8 protein-coding genes are annotated in these 18,779 nt (G+C 47.6%); all 8 read left to right on the top strand.

The window, feature by feature from the left end:
* The first annotated feature begins 2 nt into the window (after window positions 1-2).
* The 8 genes from ASD24_RS15535 (at window position 3) to ASD24_RS15500 (ending at window position 18,174) form a co-directional block, all read left to right on the top strand.
* Complete coding sequence (locus ASD24_RS15535; RefSeq protein ID WP_082560430.1) at window positions 3-6,395, top strand: non-ribosomal peptide synthetase; 6,393 nt, start codon at window positions 3-5, stop codon at window positions 6,393-6,395.
* 74 nt (window positions 6,396-6,469) lie between these two features.
* Complete coding sequence (locus tag ASD24_RS15530) at window positions 6,470-10,393, top strand: non-ribosomal peptide synthetase (protein ID WP_056697294.1); 3,924 nt, start codon at window positions 6,470-6,472, stop codon at window positions 10,391-10,393.
* Window positions 10,394-10,919: 526 nt separating this feature from the next.
* Window positions 10,920-12,254, top strand: a complete 1,335-nt coding sequence (locus tag ASD24_RS15525) for an ABC transporter substrate-binding protein (RefSeq protein WP_056697293.1) — start codon at window positions 10,920-10,922, stop codon at window positions 12,252-12,254.
* A gap of 50 nt (window positions 12,255-12,304) precedes the next feature.
* Window positions 12,305-13,255, top strand: a complete 951-nt coding sequence (locus tag ASD24_RS15520; RefSeq protein ID WP_082560428.1) for a carbohydrate ABC transporter permease — start codon at window positions 12,305-12,307, stop codon at window positions 13,253-13,255.
* Complete coding sequence (locus ASD24_RS15515) at window positions 13,252-14,100, top strand: carbohydrate ABC transporter permease (protein ID WP_056697292.1); 849 nt, start codon at window positions 13,252-13,254, stop codon at window positions 14,098-14,100. The genes ASD24_RS15520 and ASD24_RS15515 overlap by 4 nt, the downstream gene beginning before the upstream one ends.
* Window positions 14,101-14,123: 23 nt before the next feature.
* On the top strand, window positions 14,124-15,971 hold the full coding sequence (locus ASD24_RS15510) for a cache domain-containing sensor histidine kinase (protein ID WP_056697291.1): 1,848 nt from the start codon (window positions 14,124-14,126) through the stop codon (window positions 15,969-15,971).
* A complete protein-coding gene (locus tag ASD24_RS15505) occupies window positions 15,968-17,572 on the top strand; it encodes a response regulator (RefSeq protein ID WP_056697289.1) in 1,605 nt (534 codons plus the stop codon). Before ASD24_RS15510 ends, ASD24_RS15505 begins: the two co-directional genes overlap by 4 nt.
* A 50-nt stretch (window positions 17,573-17,622) precedes the next feature.
* Window positions 17,623-18,174, top strand: coding sequence for a GNAT family N-acetyltransferase (locus ASD24_RS15500; protein ID WP_056697288.1), 552 nt, complete (start codon window positions 17,623-17,625; stop codon window positions 18,172-18,174).
* The last annotated feature ends 605 nt before the right edge of the window (window positions 18,175-18,779 follow it).

Below are 18,779 nucleotides of genomic sequence, written 5' to 3'. Positions count from 1 at the left end.
CCGTGAAGAACAAAGATGTTGTCGATATCTATCCTCTGTCGCCGATCCAACAGGGAATGCTGTTCCATTCCCTGTACGATCAGGGTATACAGGCTAACGATACGTACCTTACTCAGATCAATCTTGAAGTGGAGGGTTCACTGAACCTGGACATGATGGAGGAAGCTTGGAACATTTTGATTGAGCGGCACTCGGTTTTCAGAACCCGATTTCTATGGAATAGCACAGCAGAACCTTTGCAGGCTGTATATCGCCAGGCACGGATCACACTTGAACGGCATGATTGGCAAGCGCTTGAAACTTCAAACAGAGAAGCTACTCTGGCACGTTTTCTTACCGAGGATCAGGAGCGAGGTATTGATCTAAAAAAGGTTCCTTTAATGCGTGTATCCCTCATTCAGTGGGAAGAAGAACGCTACAATATGGTGTGGATGTGCCACCATCTGTTATTTGACGGGTGGAGCTTCTCGGTAGTACAGGCAGAGTTGCTTCACATATATCAATCATTGGTACGTGGGCAACAGATGCAGTTACCAGAGGTGCGTCCTTATAGAGACTTCATTCAGTGGCTTCGAAATCAGGATGCTGGGGCGGCTGAATCGTTCTGGAAACAGGAGTTACAGGGCTTTGATTCACCAACTCAGCTCGGAATGAAGCTGGGCGGAAGTGTGGAAGAAGAGACTTCATCCGCTCAGCATGACTTAATCATTCCGGAGGAGTACACTACTGCGATCAAAAAACTAGCTACAGAGAGCCGTATCACGGTGAACACCGTGCTTCAAGGTGCCTGGGCTCTTATGCTGAGCCGGTACAGCCAGGAATCGGACGTGCTGTTTGGAGTAACTAGTTCAGGACGTGGAGCAGAGCTTGAAGGTGCTGAGCATATGGTAGGCCTCTTCATTAATACGTTACCATTACGTATCCAAGTAGATGGAGAGCAGGTTGTCCGTGATTGGCTCCAATCTGTCCATCGTAGACAGTCGACTATTAGACAGTATGAGCATACCTCTCTCGTAGATATTCGTAATTGGAGCGCCGTACCGCAGGATCAACCGTTATTCGAGACATTGTTTGTTTTTGAGAATTATCCTACACCGATTGACGACCAGCCAGGTGAGGAATTGGTAAGGATTACGGAAATCAAGGCTGCGGAGAAAACGAACTTCCCGATCACCGTATCTCTCTCACCAGCAGAGTCGGAGTTACATATGAAGGTGATGTATAAAAGCGACCGATTTGATGCCGAATGGATCGAGCGTTTATCCGGTCATTTCATGGAACTGCTGCGCCAAATGGCGGCAACGCCGGATCGTTCACTTGCTCAGTTAGGCATGGTGACTGCTGCAGAACGCCAGCTGCTACTGGTCGATTGGAATGAGACGGATCAAGCCTATGATTGGAGCTGTCTTGTGCACCAGCTGGTAGAAGAGCAAGCAGCTAAAGCGCCCGAAGCACTCGCTGCAACGGACAAGGATCGGCAGATCACGTATGGTGAGCTGAATGAAAAGGCGAATGTCTTGGCGCACACTCTCCGTAATCGGGGTGCACGTCCGGGGAGTTATGTGGGAGTCTGCACGGATCGTTCCGTTGACTGGTTAGTTGGCATGCTGGGGGTGTTCAAATCAGGAGCCTGCTATGTGCCGCTAGACCCGACCTATCCAGAGGAACGACTGGCTTACATGATGGCAGATGCCAATGTTCCGCTGTTGGTGACCCATTCGCAAGTACTAACTCGGCTAACCGTAGAGCCAGCGGTTCAGGTGGTCTGTTTGGATCGAGAATCAGATTGGGGGACGTTGGATAGCAACGAGAACGGTGAAATCAGTGAGTACAGAGCTAATCCGGAGCCGTGGGCAACTGCGCAAGATCCAGCCTATGTGATCTATACGTCGGGTTCTACAGGACAGCCTAAGGGTGCAATCCTTCGTCATCAAGGCTTGCTGAACGTTGTTCTGTGGCACCAAGGTCGGTTTGGGACAAGCCCGGCAGACCGTGGTGCTCAGATCGCCCGGATGGGCTTCGATGCTTCCTTGCTGGAAACCTGGCCGCTGCTCTGCTCCGGAGGCAGTGTGCATCTGATGGAGCAAGAGATCGTGCTGGACCCCGAGGGATTGCAACACTGGTTGCTGGATCACCAGATCACCTTGAGCTGCTTCCTGCCTCCAGTGGTCGCAGAGCAACTGCTGCCGCTTACCTGGCCGCAGGATGGGGCATTGCGAGCACTGCTCGCAGGGGGTGAACGACTGCAAATGCGTCCACCAGCGCATCTCACCTTTGATTACGTGAACATCTATGGGCCAACGGAATGTACGATTCTCAGCACTGTTTCTACGGTAGAGGCGGAGGATGGTAGCTTTACCCCTCCATCGATTGGTGGAGCACTTCCGAATACGCAATTGTACGTATTGGACGCCCACCAAAACCCAGTACCTCGCGGGGTACCAGGAGAGTTGTACATTGGCGGTGTTGGGGTCGCTATCGGGTACTTGAACCGGGAGGAGCTGAACGCCGAGAAATTCGTGGCACATCCGTTCCGTTCTGGGGAGCGCTTGTATCGAACGGGTGACTTGGTGAAATACAACCCGGATGCCACCTTGAGCTACATCGGTCGTGCGGATCATCAGGTGAAAATCCGGGGATTCCGCATCGAATTAGGTGAGATCGAGTCGGTGTTAGTGGGTCATCCGGCGGTGCATAGCGTCATTGTACAGGCACGGGAGATCGGCGAAACAGGGAAGCAACTGGTCGCCTACATTGCAACTCAGCCGGAAGCCTCCCGTGGCAAAGCCAATGCTGTCCTTGTCAATGAGCTGCGCGAATATATGAAGCCGAAGCTGCCACAATTCATGTTGCCTAACGGCAAGGTGGATCGGAAAGCCCTGCCTGAACCAACGCCGAGTGAGCTGTATAGCGCACAGGACTATGTGGCTCCGCGTCATCCGGTGGAAGAGATGCTGGCAGGAATCTGGTCAGACGTGCTGGGGTTACAGCGAATTGGTGCGCATGATCATTTCTTCGAGCTTGGCGGTCATTCGCTTCTAGCCACCCAGATCGTATCTCGGGTGAAAAAGCTGTTTGGCATTGAGTATCCACTTGCTCAAGTCTTCCAACGTCCGGTGCTCTCTCAGATGGCGAAGCGGATTCAGGAGCTCCGCAGTACCGAAGGTGGGCAGGATGTTGCTGCGACATCCAGTATGGTGGATGTCACACGTGAACAGAATGTACCGTTATCCTTTGCACAGCAGCGGATGTGGTTCTTCGAGCAAATGTATCCAGGGAACCGAAATTATCATATCCCTTCCCTCTGGCGTCTGAATGGTTCTGTTCAACGGGAGGTACTGGAGCGTAGCATCCATGATCTGATCCAAAGGCATGAGTCACTACGAACCTACTTTCTTTCGGGAGAAGGAAACGAACCGCTACAAGTGGTGCAGCCTGAGATCCCATCGGTGCTGACCTATATGGATCTGCAAAATCACCCGGATGCTCTCCAACAAGCAATGAATTGGATTACAGATGAAGGAGACCGGGAGTTCTCGCTGCGTCAGGGACCGTTGCTGCGTGCAGCTTTAATTCAGCTAGCGCCTCAAGAGTACGTGCTGGGGGTGACTATGCACCATATCATCTCCGATGGATGGTCTATGGGTGTCTTTATCCGTGAGTTGAGTGCATTATACACAGCTCATTTGCTCGGAGAGGCTGCGCCACTTGCAGAACTTCCGATTCAATATGCAGATTATGCGATCTGGCAGCGGAAGTGGCTTGGTGAAGGTGTGATGGATCGCCAACTGGACTATTGGAGGCAACAGCTACAGGATGTATCCGTTCTTCAATTGCCAACGGATTATCCTCGTCCGGCTGCTCAGACATTTGAAGGGGCAACGGAACGATTCCATATTGCAGAGCCCCTCCTGGCTGAACTTAAGAAGCTGAGTCGCCGTGAAGGCACGACGTTATATATGACACTTTTATCTGCATGGAAGATTCTACTGCACCGGTACACCCAACAGGAGGATATTGCCGTGGGTACGCCGATAGCCAACCGGAATCAGGAGGAGACAGAAGGGTTGATTGGCTTCTTCGCCAACACACTTGTACTCCGATCTCAATTTGCAGGTAACATAAGCTTCCGCCAATTGTTAACCCAAGTGAAGGAAACGGCGCTACAGGCTTATATGCATCAGGATGTTCCTTTTGAGAAGCTTGTTGAAGAATTGCAGCCTGATCGAGATACCGGTCATACGCCATTATTTCAAGTACTCTTTACTTTGCAAAATACGCCTGCAGATGAATTCAGTATTCCTGATGTTCAAGTGCATTCCATTGAGCTTCAGGGGAATACAGCACTGTTTGATCTTTCTCTTATTATGGAGGAGAAGGAGCAAGGGCTGGGTGGTGACCTGATCTATAATACGGCTTTGTTTGCTGGCGCAGGAATGAAGCGACTCGTACAGCATTTTCACATTTTGTTAGAAGGAATTGTGGCGAATCCGGATCAAGCAATGAATGAGCTTCCACTTCTATCCAAGGAAGAACAGCATCAGCTCATTGTTGAATGGAATCAGAACCAACGTGATTATTCCTGGGAACGTTGCGTCCACGAACTGTTTGAAGCACAAGCCGCTACAGCACCTGATGCGCTTGCCGTGTCGGATGGAGACGAGCAGCTACGTTATGGGGAATTAAACCACAAGGCGAATCAACTGGCTCATGAGCTGCGTAACAGAGGTGCTAGACGGGGAATGAATGTCGGCGTTTGCATGGAGCGTTCTACAGACTGGCTGATTGCCATGATCGCTGTATTCAAATCTGGTGCATGCTATGTACCGCTGGATCCAACCTATCCAGAGGATCGGCTTCGTTTCATCATGGAGGATGCCCAGGTAGGGATACTGATTACAGGAACGACCCTGATGGATCAGCCTTCGGCAACTGTATCTGAAGTCATCTACGTAGATCAAAGTGAGCCATGGATGCAGGGGAATCAAGGAAATCCTGTGCCAGCGTCCACTGCCGATGACATTGCTTATATTATTTATACCTCAGGTTCAACGGGCAAACCGAAGGGAGCTATGCTGAAACACAAAGGGTTGCTAAATGTGATCTTCTGGCATCACGAACGCTTCGGTATTACACCTGCGGATCGAAGTGCGCAGGTTTCACGGATGGGTTTTGATGCTTCGTTGCTGGAGGTGTGGCCGTTCCTCACCGCGGGTGCCAGTGTTCATCTGATGGAGCAGGAAGTTGTTATGGATGCACAGGTATTACAACAGTGGTTTCTGTCCAAAGGCATCACGATAGGTTGTTTTTTGCCACCGGTTATTGCCGAGCAATTGCTTGATTTAACGTGGCCTCAGGACGGTGTATTCCGGTCTATTATGGTTGGTGGAGACCGTCTTCAGCTTCGTCCACCTGCAGATCTTCCGTTCGAATATATCAATATTTATGGGCCAACCGAGTGTACTATCTTTAGTACCGAAGGGCGTGTGGCTAGTCGAGAGACCAATAATCAAGCTCCATCCATTGGGTGGGGATTGCCGAATATCACGTTATATGTGTTAGATCCACAGCGTAATCCGGTTCCGATTGGTGTTCCTGGAGAGTTATACATTGGTGGAGTTGGTGTTGCTGCCGGTTATCTGAACCGTGAAGCGTTAACTGCCGAGAAGTTTATTCCGCATCCATTCCAGATTGGAGAAAGACTGTACCGGACAGGTGATCTGGTGAAATTGAATGAAGATGCTTCCCTTGAATTTGTCAGCCGGGTAGATCATCAGGTGCAGCTTCGAGGGTTCCGGATAGAGCTTGGGGAGATTGAGTCTGTTATATCTAGCCATTCGTCCGTGCAGGCAGCTCTCGTATTGGTGAAAGAAACCAAGCAGCATGGTTCGCAATTGGTCGCTTATTTGACGGGAAGGGATACTCAGGTTCCTGTTATTGAGGATATAAGAGATCATGTAAAACGCAAGCTTCCGCACTTTATGATTCCATCGGCATGGGTGGTAATGGATGAGTTCCCATTGACTCCGAACCGGAAGTTAGATCGCAAAGCATTACCTGATCCAGTTGGTGATGAGGCTTATGGCGTGAAGGAATACGTCGCTCCCCAGAGCCCGTTGGAACAGGTGATTGCCGAAATTTGGACAGAGGTATTAGGTGTATCCAGAATAGGGATTCATGATGACTTCTTTGCACTTGGGGGACATTCGCTTCTTGCTGTACAGATGATCTCCAGATTGAATGCCAGACAGGGCACTGACGCCAAGTTAGCCGATTTATTTGGTCAGCCGATTCTACAAGCGTTCGCAGGTAAGGTAGAGCAACAACCTTCTGCCTCCAGCACACTTACTCCAATCAAACGCATATCACGGAAAGCCCAAACTGTTCAGCCTTAAAGTGTATGTTCGAAAAGTCCGCCAAAGCGGACTTTTTGAATAACCTTCTAAACCTAGCGACAGGAGGAACTGTATTGAATACACATCTGAGTGATGAAGTGCATGATGATGTCTACGTCTTTCCACTATCCTTTGCCCAGCAGAGACTATGGTTTATTCAACAGCTCGACCCGGATAGCTCCGCTTATCATATGAATTCGTTATGGAGACTAGAAGGAGAGCTTGACCTAGATGTGCTACAACGCAGTGTTCAAGAATTGGTCGATAGGCATGAATCACTAAGGACGTTTTTTCGAGAAGAAGAAGGAACGGCTGTCCAATGTGTGGCGGAACGACTTCACGCTTGTGTCGATGTCATTGAATTGGCTCATGCGGATGAGCAGGCTGCTGTGGACTGGATATCGAGAAGAGCGGCTGATCCTTACGAGATGTCGGAGGGGCCACTGTTCAGAGCGGTGCTTATCCCATTGGAGCCTAAGCAGTTCGTTTTCTCAATAATGATGCATCATATCATCTCTGATGGCTGGTCTATGAATGTACTATTGAATGAATTGAGGATTATATATAGTTCGTTCCTTCATCATCAGCCTTCACCGCTCCCTGATCTACCCTTACAGTATGTGGACTATACGATGTGGCAACGTGAATTATTAGAAGGAACATTATTAGACACCCAGTTGGACTATTGGAAAAATAAGCTCAAGGGAGCCGAAGTGCTTCAGCTTCCAACCGATGCACCTAAACTTCCTTTTCAGTCTGCCCGTGGCGGAAAACTGGAATTTACCGTTGATTCATCTCTGATTCAATCGCTAAGACAAATAGCTCAACAAGAAGGCGCAACGCTATATATGGCTATGTTGACAGCCTTTAAGCTACTACTTCAGCGGTATAGTGGGCAAGTTGATATTTCGGTGGGTACAGTGAGTGCGAATCGGAATCGGGAGGAACTCGAAGGGGTATTCGGCTTTTTTGCCAATACACTTGTTATTCGTTCGCTACTCTCTGCGGACACCAGTTTCAGAGCGCATTTGCGGCAGGTGAAGCAGAATACGATTGAGGCTTATGCCCATCAGGATGTTCCTTTTGAGAAAATAGTAGAGGCACTGCAGCCGGATCGTTCTATGACCGATAATGCGCTGTTTCAGGTTTTTTTCAGCATGGCATCCTTTGCCGAGGCTTCGATTGATATGGCAGGCGTAGCGTTGGTTGAGCTTGAACCGGAGGTCGATACGGTTTCCTTTGATCTGACGTTAAGCCTGCAGGAGCAGGGCGATTGTGTAAAAGGCACTTTTTTATATCATGCTGATCTATTTAAAGAGGCGACCGTAGGTAGAATGGCTGATAGTTTTGGCGTGTTGTTACAGAGTATTGTTCATTCGCCTAATGAGGCAGTCGGTCATCTCCCTATACTATCTGAGCATGAATTGCATAAGCAGCTTGTGGAATGGAATGATACGGAGCGTGATGTGCCAGAGATCAGCATTCATGAGTTGTGGCAGCAAAAGGTGAACGAAACTCCGGATGCACTAGCCGTGACGTGTGGTGCAGTGCAACTAACCTATATTCAATTGAATCAGCAAGCCAATCAATTGGCGAGGTATATGCAGGAACGTGGTGTGCGTGAACATGCTCTTGTAGGGATATGTCTCGACAAATCTGTGCAGATGGTTGTATCCATTCTGGCTGTTCTCAAAGCGGGTGCAGCTTATGTGCCTATAGATCCTAGTTACCCTCCAGAGCGATTGTCTTACATGCTTCAGGACGCTAGTCCACATACGATGGTGATCAACAGTGCTGGTCTGGAGCATCTATCAATGGATTCGATGAACGTCATTTGTCTGGACCGTGAGTACGAGCAGATTAGTCTGGAGTCTACCAAGGATATAGAATCTACGGTGGCTTCCGACAGCATGGCGTATGTGATCTATACCTCAGGTTCAACAGGGAAACCGAAGGGTGTAATGATTGCTCATCGGGGTGTTGTTAATCTAGCGCTCGAAAATATCGAAACCTTCGCAGTGACACCTGCGGATCATGTTATGCAGTTTGCATCATTCAGCTTCGACGGATCGGTGTTCGAGACGATGACGGCTCTACTGTCTGGGGCAAGTCTTCATATCTATCAGCGGGGTGAAGATCTGGGAGCATTTTTGCAAAGACAGCATATTACATTCGGGGCATTCCCACCCTCTGTTCTTGCCACATTGGAGGAAGAAGAGGTTGCGAATCTACGTGTGATGATTGTAGCTGGGGAGAAGTGTCCCGCAGAGCTGATTGAAAAATATAACCAACATAACCGGATGTATAATTCATATGGTCCGTCTGAATCAACTGTAGCAGCCACTGTATATCAATACCGAGTGGAACAGCCGGATTCCATCGGACGACCGATTACCAATAGTCGTGTATATATATTGGATCAGTATCTTCAACCTGTGCCTGTAGGTGTGCAGGGTGAGATCTATATCGCTGGTCGGGGACTAGCTCTTGGGTATCTGAATAAACCTGATTTAACCGCTGAACGTTTCGTAGAGTCCCGCTTTCATACGAATGAGCGGTTGTACAAGACAGGTGATCTGGGGCGTTATTATACGGATGGAAGTATTCAATTCTTAGGAAGAACCGATTATCAGGTGAAAATTCGTGGATTTCGGATTGAACTCGGTGAGGTGGAAGCAACGCTCGCAGAGCATCCCCATGTGGATGAGGTGTTGGTGGATGCGCGAGCCAACCATCTGGGAGATCAGACATTGGTTGCTTACCTGGTGCTTAAAGAAAATTATGCGTGGGATTATGGACCGCTGGAGAAGTATGTACAGGAGCGATTACCTGTTCATATGGTGCCAAGCCATTGGGTGTTTGTGCCAGGATTTCCGCTCACACCGAATAATAAAATTGACCGTAAAGCATTGGCCGACCCTGTATGGGAAGATGAAGCTACGATGGATACAGAGCTAACCCAAGAAGAGGCGCGGTTACGTGACTTATGGGTGGAGGTACTCGGGTCAGGCAACCCGATTGGGTCGAATAGTAATTTCTTTAAGTTAGGCGGGCATTCCTTGAAAGCCATGCAGCTGATTAGCAAAATCAATAAATCGTATGGTGTGCAACTGGCAGTGAAGCAGCTATTCATGTACCCAACATTGTCTCAATTGGCAGTCAGTATTCAGAAAGGGATCATCCACGAAACGAATCAGATTCGTATTCCTTTGCAGGCAGGAAGAGGGGAGAAAACCCTCTTTGTGATCCACCCCCAAGGTGGGGATGTGCTTGGTTATCTGGATCTGGTACGTCAATTGGAGGATGATGTAACGGTCTATGGCCTACAGGCTCGGGGGTATAACTCGGAAGAGACACCTTTAACGACAATTGAAGATATGGCTCAAGCCTATCTGCAAGAAATGGATCAGGTTCAATCCCGTGGACCGTATCATATCTTAGGTTGGTCATTCGGCGGTTACATTGCAGTAGAGATCTCCCGACTGCTGGAACAACGAGGGGATGAAGTGGCACTACTGGGTATCGTCGATGTCCCTGCTGAAGCGATAAAAGCAGGAGCAGACTCTCGATCCACCTCAGTTCCATCGCTCAGCATGTGTGCGGCAACACAACTTGGATTGACCATGGAAATGCTGGATGGCGAGGTCGAGGAACATGATCTGGAGCAGATCCATGCACTTGCCAAGAAGTGGAACAGGCTTCCGCCAGGTTTGACAATGGAGCAGATGACACGCAATGCACGGATTATGGTTGTGAACCAGAGAGCGATTGAGAAGTATATATTGAAAGGCAAACTACGGACTGATATTCATCTATGGTATGCTTCGCAGCCGACAGACACGCATCAGGTTATTCATCCCTCGGGGTGGCATGGTTTGAGTCTAGGCAAGGTGTACGCACAGGAAGTGGCGTGTAATCATTTTACGATTGTAACCAACCCGTATGTCCATGTTATCGCGGAAAGACTGAATCACTTTGTTATGATGGTGCACTCGTGAGCACTAGGTAGGTTAGGATACTCAGAATCCTGTAAGGTATCTTAGATATTATTGAATATACTAGATAAATAGAGATTTCTGAGATAATAGATCCCTAGTCACCTATGTAATCTATGTTTATCTTTTAATTTCACTAAGTCACCTAAGTCACCTAAATTAACTGAATTACCTGAATTATCTCAATTACCAGAGATATTCATAGCCCCTTAGTATTTTCTACGGCGGCTGTGGGTATCTTTGGTTTTCTATTTTCGGTTACCTATCTCTTGAAAATATTTTGAACCTATTGATTAAATGAACCTGCTATAATACCATATCCATGAAGATTAACCTCCGCCTAAATACTCATGCTGATCTTATCAGAGATGCAGAAGCTCATGTGTGATTTGAAATTCCACTTGGTGTAACAACCCCTTACTTTTTTGACAGGAAAGCTTACTTTTGTTTATGTCATGTGCGGCAATGGATCGTTACAATAGGTTTTGTAAGCGATTTCATAAATGCAAAAAGGGGAGGAATTTCATTCATGATGATTACGAAAAAGTGGGTAACCCTGTTCTGCCTGTCCCTGTTATTGTTCGCTACAGCCTGTTCTGGAGGGTCTTCCGGTACAACGGCTTCTTCTGATGAAGGAGGCAAAGGAGACACCTCAGGTAAGATTGAACTTCGTATGACCTGGTGGGGATCACAGACCAGACATGATCTAACAACCAAAGTGATCAAATTGTTTGAAGAGAAGCATCCGGGCATCACCATTAAACCTGAATATTCAGGCTGGGATGGTTATTTTGATAAGCTGACCACGCAGGTAGCCGGTTCTAACGCCCCAGATATCGTACAGATGGATTACGCGTTTCTGACGGATTTTGCTCGGCGTGGTGCCTTGCTTGACCTGACTCCGTATGCAGAGAGCCAAGAGCTACGGACTAAGGATCATGATCAGAGTATGATCACAGCCGGATCGATTGATGATAAATTGTACGCAATTACCCTAGGAGTCAACGCACCGGGTGTCATTTATGACGCTACTGTATTCCAAGAGTTAGGTATTGAAGAGCCTCAGGAGAGTTGGACATGGAAGGACTTTGAAGATATTGCGACTAAGATTGCTGCAGCTAAAGGGGATGGATTCTACGGTTCAGCAGATATTTCTGGAGCAACGAATATGTTTGAGGTATTTATCCGGCAAACGGGAAAAGGATTGTTTGACGGAGGCACAATCACAGCGACGAATGAGGAGTTACAGCAGTGGTTTGAGATGTGGGCTGCCCTACGTGAGAGTGGAGGCGCAACTTCTGCGGAGGTGACGGCTTCCACGACGAATGCACTGGAGACACGACCGATTTCACTCGGAACAGCGGCAATGGATTTTGCATGGTCTAACCAATTGCTGACGTTCCAGCAGGTGAACAAAAATCAGGATCACAAACTCGCCATCCAAGTACTTCCTCACGGTGTGAATGAAAAGCAAATCGGCGAATATCTGAAACCAGGTCAATTTCTCTCCGGTTATGCCAAAACGAAACATCCAAAGGAAGTCGCTATGTTCATTGACTTTATGGTAAATGACCCGGAGGCAACGGCAATTCTAGGCTCAGAACGTGGTGTGCCAGTCAACGCAAGCATTCGTGAGCAGATGCAGCCAACTTTGCCAGAAGCAGAACAAGCTATTTTCCAATTCATTGATACCGTATCGAAGCATTCCAGTGAGATTGACCCGCCATACCCGCAAGGATTTGCTGAGGTGGACACAAGCTTCAAGAGCACAAGCGAGCAGATCGCCTTTGGTCAGGGCAGCATGCAGGATGTCATTGCCCAGTTTATTGAAGGTGCCAAAGCTACGCTTGGATCGAGTCAATAACGAGTGAAGCTGTTCCAGACTTTCTAATTCTGCGGGGAGGTTGCGATAAGATGACTACATCACAGGTCAGTCAAGCTCGAATCGAGAATGTAGCCACCCGGCGAGTGAAACGAAGATACGCGCATAACGGAGCTGCCCTTCTGTTTCTCGCCCCATGGCTTGTTGGACTGTTATTTCTGACCCTAGGTCCCATGCTGGTATCGTTGTATATTTCGTTTACCGATTATAGTATCCTGGCCGCCCCTTCCTGGGTCGGTCTGGACAACTACATGACGATGTTTACATCAGATAAGCTGTTTATCCAGTCGCTCAAGGTCACGTTTACGTATGTTGCCGTATCGGTACCGGTCAAGCTTATTTTCGCATTACTTGTTGCCATGCTGCTCAACAAAGGCATACGTGGACTCGGCATTTACCGAACAGTGTATTACATCCCGACGCTGCTTGGAGGCAGTGTGGCGATTGCCATGTTATGGCGCAAAATGCTAGGCGGCGATGGGTTGCTTAACGGTGTGCTTGCCATGGTGGGCATTAAAGCCCCGGATTGGGTTGCTAATCCGAAGTATGCTCTATATTCAATCGTACTGTTATCCGTATGGCAGTTCGGTTCATCCATGATTATTTTCTTGGCAGGCTTGAAGCAGATTCCACCTGAATATGATGAAGCTTCAGCAGTGGACGGTGCAGGGCCTTTACGGAGATTCTTCTATATAACACTGCCGATTCTATCACCTGTCATCTTCTTCAATCTTGTCATGCAACTCATCACATCCTTTCAGTCATTCACACAGGCCTTCGTTATTAGTAACGGTAGTGGAGGACCGGTGAATTCAACATTAATGTACTCTCTGTACTTATACAAAAAAGGATTCTCCTTTTTTCAAATGGGCTATGCTTCCGCAATGGCATGGGTGTTGGTTGTTCTGATTGGGATATTTACATTGCTGGTATTCCGCAGCAGCAAGCTGTGGGTGCACTATGAGGATGGTGGGAAATCATGATCGGACAACGTACTTCTGTTACTTGGGTGATTGCCAAACATGTGCTGATCTCAGGCATCGCTTTTGTTATGTTGTACCCCATCCTCTGGATGCTGGGCAGTTCGTTCAAGCCAGGACATATGATTTTTACGGAAACCTGGTTTTGGCCGAAGGAATGGAACTGGCAAAATTATATGACTGGATGGTCTGGAATTCAGGGCAATCCATTCTCGCGCTTTTTGACCAACTCCATCGTGCTGTCGCTGGGTGCTGTGCTCGGGAATGTGATCTCCTGCTCCATGGCAGCATATGCTTTTGCCCGGCTGAACTTTCGTTTCAAAGCGATCTGCTTCGGCTTGATGCTCATGACGATTATGTTGCCGCATCATGTCACGCTGATCCCACAATATATCCTTTTTAATCACCTGGAGTGGGTGAATACGTATCTACCTCTCGTTGTGCCCAAATGGCTGGCAACGGATGCGTTCTTCATTTTCCTCATGGTTCAGTTCTTCCGGGGGCTTCCCAAAGAGCTGGATGAGGCGGCAACTATTGATGGATGTGGCCCTGTGAGAATATACACCAAGATCATTATTCCACTTGCGTTTCCAGCACTGGTCACCACGATGATATTTACATTCTTATGGACATGGGACGACTTCTTCAGTCAGTTGATCTATCTAAGTGATGTAAGTAAATACACGGTGCCACTAGGTCTGCGTCTGTTCCTGGATTCCAGTTCCCAATCGGATTGGGGTCCGATGTTTGCCATGTCAGTGCTATCACTAGTGCCGTGTTTTATCGTATTTATCGTGTGCCAGAAGTACTTCGTGGAAGGAATCGCAACCTCCGGGCTTAAAGGGTAACTCCAAGACGAAAGAGTGATTCCATGAGGAAACGAGCATTATCCAGATGGTTTAATCAGAAGCTGCAACAAAGCAAGCTCTCCACGTTGATGGTGACTTGCTTTATTGCATTTAACCTGTTGCTGGTGTCTGTCATCGTGTGGTTGGCATATCAATCCTTCTCCGCAGTCACGTTTACCGAGATTAGCAAGGCGCGGTTAGCGCTTCTTAATGAGAGCACCCGTCGAGGATTTGATTTTATAACAGGGGTGACGGGCACTGCATACTCACTTACCAGCAACAGGGAGCTGTCTGCTCTCTTGGAGACGTCTGGCAAAGGACGATTGACCCAAATTCATCAGCGTCGCGAAGTCTCCAAAATACTGGATCACACGGTTGTCGTTAGCGAGGGCATTACGTCGGTAGAGTTGTACACGGATGCCTTTAACGGTGTGGCGATAACAACTGAGGATCGGATCTACCCAGTGAATACGATTTCTGATTCCGAATGGTTTGTGGCGCTGGAGCAAGCTGATGGAGCCTGGGTGCCGCTTAGGGAAAATGAATCTGGCCACTCGTTGATCGGGTATGCTCAGCGGATCTTTAACAGCCGTGGTAACACTGTAGCTTATGTTCTTATTCGGTTAAGTCGTGCCGATATTGTGCGCCGATTCGCAGATATGCCCATGGTGTTGGATGGCCAGGTACTGCTGGTCGATACCGCGGGTAATGTGATTATGCATATGGGTGATTCTGCACCTGAGGACCAGGCTTCTTCCACAGTATCTGCACAGAACGTTATACCGTTAGTCGACAGTGCCTGGATTCAAGAGTATGCCGAGCGTGGAGATGACGGATTCGAAGTTGTATCCGGGCAATCTGGTAGCGCGCAGCTTGTACTGTATTCCCGCCCAGCGATGCTTCAATGGCGTCTGGTACAGACCATCCCTGTTCATATGCTGTTATCTCCAGTTAGAGAGGCAGGGTGGAAAGTGCTTGCGATTGCAGTGACAGGTCTGCTGTGTTCAGCGATACTTGCATGTTTATTCGTGCGGCGTATAGTTCACCCGATTCGTCAATTGATCAAACGAATGCGGCAATTAGAGAAGGGTGACTTTGAGACCCGGGTACAGCTCTCATTTACGGAGGAATATGCTCATTTAGCATATGGTTTTAACCATATGGCATCCCAACTGACAACGCTGATGGAGCAGGTGAGGGAAGAGAGTCGTGCCAAACGGGCAGCACAGACAGGTTTACTTGAAGCACAGATCAAACCTCATTTTCTGTACAATACACTCGATATGATCCATTGGCGTGCACTTGATTATGAAGCGAAGGATATCAGTCGTATGATTGTACAGCTTAGCAAGCTGCTGCGAATCGGACTGAGTGGAGGGCGGTTGTTTATTCACGTGCGAGATGAACTAGAACATGCCCGTTGTTATGTTAGCATTCAGTCAGAACGATTACCGTTCTCCATCGATTATCAGGAAAGGATCGACCCGCGGGTTAGAGGTTATTACATTCCGAAGATTATTTTGCAGCCCTTTATTGAGAATGCCGTGATCCACGGACATCCTAAGGAAGACATGCTGCGAATTCGAGTGCATATTCATGAAGAGATTGGAGACGAAGGAACCCGGGTTCCATCAGGTATCGTAATTCGCATTTTAGATAATGGGCAAGGCTTGCCGGAAGGTTGGAGGATGGAAGATACGTCTGGAATAGGCGTACACAATGTACATCAGCGAATCCAGCTTTACTGCGGGGCGCATTACGGGGTTCGTATAGGTGCTGGTGAGCTCGGTGGAGTCGAAGTGATCATTACGTTGCCGCGCATCGAAATCGAAGAGCAGCTAAATCAGTGGTTGGGTGGTGAAAACAAATGAAGACGATCATGCTCGTAGACGATGACCCTCATATTATCAAAGCCTTAACAGAACACATTCATTGGTCTTCCCTCGGTCTTCGTATTGCCGGAACAGCTTCCAACGGGTTAGATGCGCTGGAACTATTTCATTGTCTGCATCCTGATCTAGTGATGACGGATGTGTATCTGCCTGGAATGACAGGGCTTGAGGTGACGCAAGCGTTGCGGAAAGAACACCCTCATCTGCCGATTATCATTCTGAGCGGATACGATGAATTCGAGAACGCCCGAGCAGCTATGCGCTGGGGAGTGAATCACTTTTTGCTAAAGCCTGCAGAGGTAGAGGAGATTGAGTCTGTGCTGCGTGATGTATTGCTGGAGCAGGATGTACGGGAGCGGCATGAGCGGCTAGAGCGGACATACAAACAGGAGATAGGAAGAGTGCTTCCCTATTTGCGCAAACACTTTCTGCATGAATTGTTAACGACGCGGTATCGAGCAGACGAGCTGCCAGATGAACGTATAAGTTATGTAGGGATTCGTAAGGGCTCCCCAGTACGCGCCATCAGCCTACAACTTAATCGACCTGGATTTCTAACGCGGATGAAAGAGCGGGATTGGCAGTTGCTACGCTACGGGGCAGCAGACATTATTCAGGAGACCATCAAGGCACAGATCCCGCATATGCCTGATTGTCAGGTAGAAATTGTAGACTATTCCGATCGTTTATTTGTGCTACTGTTATTTGCCGAGAATGATGACCATGAACAGGTTCAATCCCTCGTGGAGCAGATGATCGATCAGATTTTCACGTACCTCAAGCTAGAATTGAGTGCTGGAATTGGTAGTGTGAAGGGTCACTTGTGCGAGGTGATGGATTCTTATCTAGAGAGTAGAGAGGCGCTGGAAGCAGCAGAATTTCAGGGAGGCAGCCGTGTATATCGTTATCAATCGTCAGAGGCAGCAGAAACTAGTGTGACGGATTATTCGCTTTTGTTGCGACAATGGAATGAAGCGTGGGTGGATATCCGGCCTGATCTGGCAGAAGAGGTATGGCATCATATCCGTAGTTTGCTGAATGGAGGGAGTTGTAATGGGATTCAGGATGTGCAGGTTGTGGCCGTGAGTTTGTTTGATACGCTGATTCATAGTTGGAATCGACATTATCCGATGCTAACACCTCCGCTCGCCATGAGTGATTTTTTGCAAGAAATTCAATACAAGTATGCTCTGCAGAACCTGATAAGCTGGCTAGACGACATTATTCATAATTGGCTAGAGCAGACAAGGAAAGAGATGGGCGAGAAGAAGAGTAATAAACTCGTAGAACAGGTCAAACGATACGTGGAATTGCATTACGTTGAAGAGATCAGCTTTGAAGCGATCGCTAAGGGTCTGTTTGTGCATCCTAAATATCTGAGCCAGTTATTTAAAAGGGTGAGTGGAGAAAACTTTGTGAGTTATCTGAACGGGTATCGAGTCCAGAAGGCAATGGAACTGTTGCAGTCGGGGAATTACATGGTGTATGAAGTTAGTGAGATGACGGGATTCCGGAATGCGACGTATTTTAGCCAGGTGTTCAAAATGCTCACAGGTAAGAGTCCATCAGAAATTGGCTAGCGTGTACAAATAACGAATGTGAATGCAGTGGAGAGGAAGGGTTAGTTTTTATGCTTCTTGAACAGCAGGTATTTAACGTAAAAGGAATGAACTATTCGATCAGATCGGCAGAGGAAAAAGATGCTGGTGAATTATCCTCACTTCGTGTGCAGATTGATGGCGAAACCGAGAATATGGATCGCGAGCAGGGTGAAGCGTACATTGATGAGGCAGGATTTGCGGGTATCATCCGAGTGGATGCACAGAAGCCAAGAAACTTATTTCTCGTGGCTGTGGTACAAGGTCGAATTGTAGGCTATGCGAGATGTGAGGGAGTGGGCTTAAAACGCTTTGCTCATAAGGTTGAATTCGGCGTATGTGTTGCGAGGGAATTCTGGGGGTACGGGATAGGGAAGAAGCTATTGGAGATATCTATTCATTGGGCAGATACGGCGGGTGTCGAGAAAATGACGTTGAACGTGTTAGGTACGAACGAAAAAGCAGTAGAACTTTATAAGAAAGTAGGTTTTGAAGTCGAAGGAATTATGAGGAGAGATCGAATGCATACAGACGGGCAGTTCTATGACACTATTGTAATGGGTAGGTTTAGATCTCGAGCGTAAGAGTAGGTGTGTTGAAAATGAGAAGCTAACAGGATGTGTGTATAGGAAGCAATAGAAAACGAAGTCTAGTAGGGTCTATTATAGTACTCAGTAAAGTGTATTGAAGTAGAGCGGTCTAGTGGAGTCATAGATTAGCTCGACCTGGTCTAGCTTAGTCCAGATTAATGTGAGAAAAGTGTGCTTCTTCTATTATTCTCTCTATTACCTCTATAATGAGGATTACATGGTGAATATGTTGTAGTCACTAAGTAGAGACATATTAGTGGATTGAGTTGATAGGTTCTATTACGAAGATTATATTAAAATAGAGATTGATAATGTTGTTGAAGGGTAATACGTTAGAACACTCTTAAATAAATAGTAGGCTTATATCTACTAATATAGGCTGAACGAGAGATGTTTAGGTACATGCGATCTATGATCTAGTTGAGAGTAAGCGAAGTGGAACTAAACTCAAAACTCAAAAGATAAATAAATTTGAAAAAAGAGTTGCATTAATTAAACCAGCATGGTATATTCTAATTCCGGCCAAGAAAACACGAGAAACACGGTGCGGCAAGCAAACAAAATAAGCTTCGAAAGAAACTTAAAAAAAGAGCTTGCAA

The sequence above is a fragment of the Paenibacillus sp. Root52 genome, from assembly GCF_001426865.1.
Classification (GTDB): Bacteria; Bacillota; Bacilli; order Paenibacillales; family Paenibacillaceae; genus Paenibacillus.
This window is presented reverse-complemented; position numbering and strand designations above follow the sequence as displayed.

Excerpts from the sequence above, each read along its gene's own strand:
- ASD24_RS15505 (WP_056697289.1), top strand. The coding sequence starts at position 15,968 with ATGAAGACGATCATGCTCGTAGACGATGACCCTCATATTATCAAAGCC.
- ASD24_RS15515 (WP_056697292.1), top strand. The coding sequence starts at position 13,252 with ATGATCGGACAACGTACTTCTGTTACTTGGGTGATTGCCAAACATGTG.
- ASD24_RS15525 (WP_056697293.1), top strand. The coding sequence starts at position 10,920 with ATGATGATTACGAAAAAGTGGGTAACCCTGTTCTGCCTGTCCCTGTTA.
- ASD24_RS15520 (WP_082560428.1), top strand. The coding sequence starts at position 12,305 with ATGACTACATCACAGGTCAGTCAAGCTCGAATCGAGAATGTAGCCACC.
- ASD24_RS15510 (WP_056697291.1), top strand. The coding sequence starts at position 14,124 with ATGAGGAAACGAGCATTATCCAGATGGTTTAATCAGAAGCTGCAACAA.
- ASD24_RS15500 (WP_056697288.1), top strand. The coding sequence starts at position 17,623 with ATGCTTCTTGAACAGCAGGTATTTAACGTAAAAGGAATGAACTATTCG.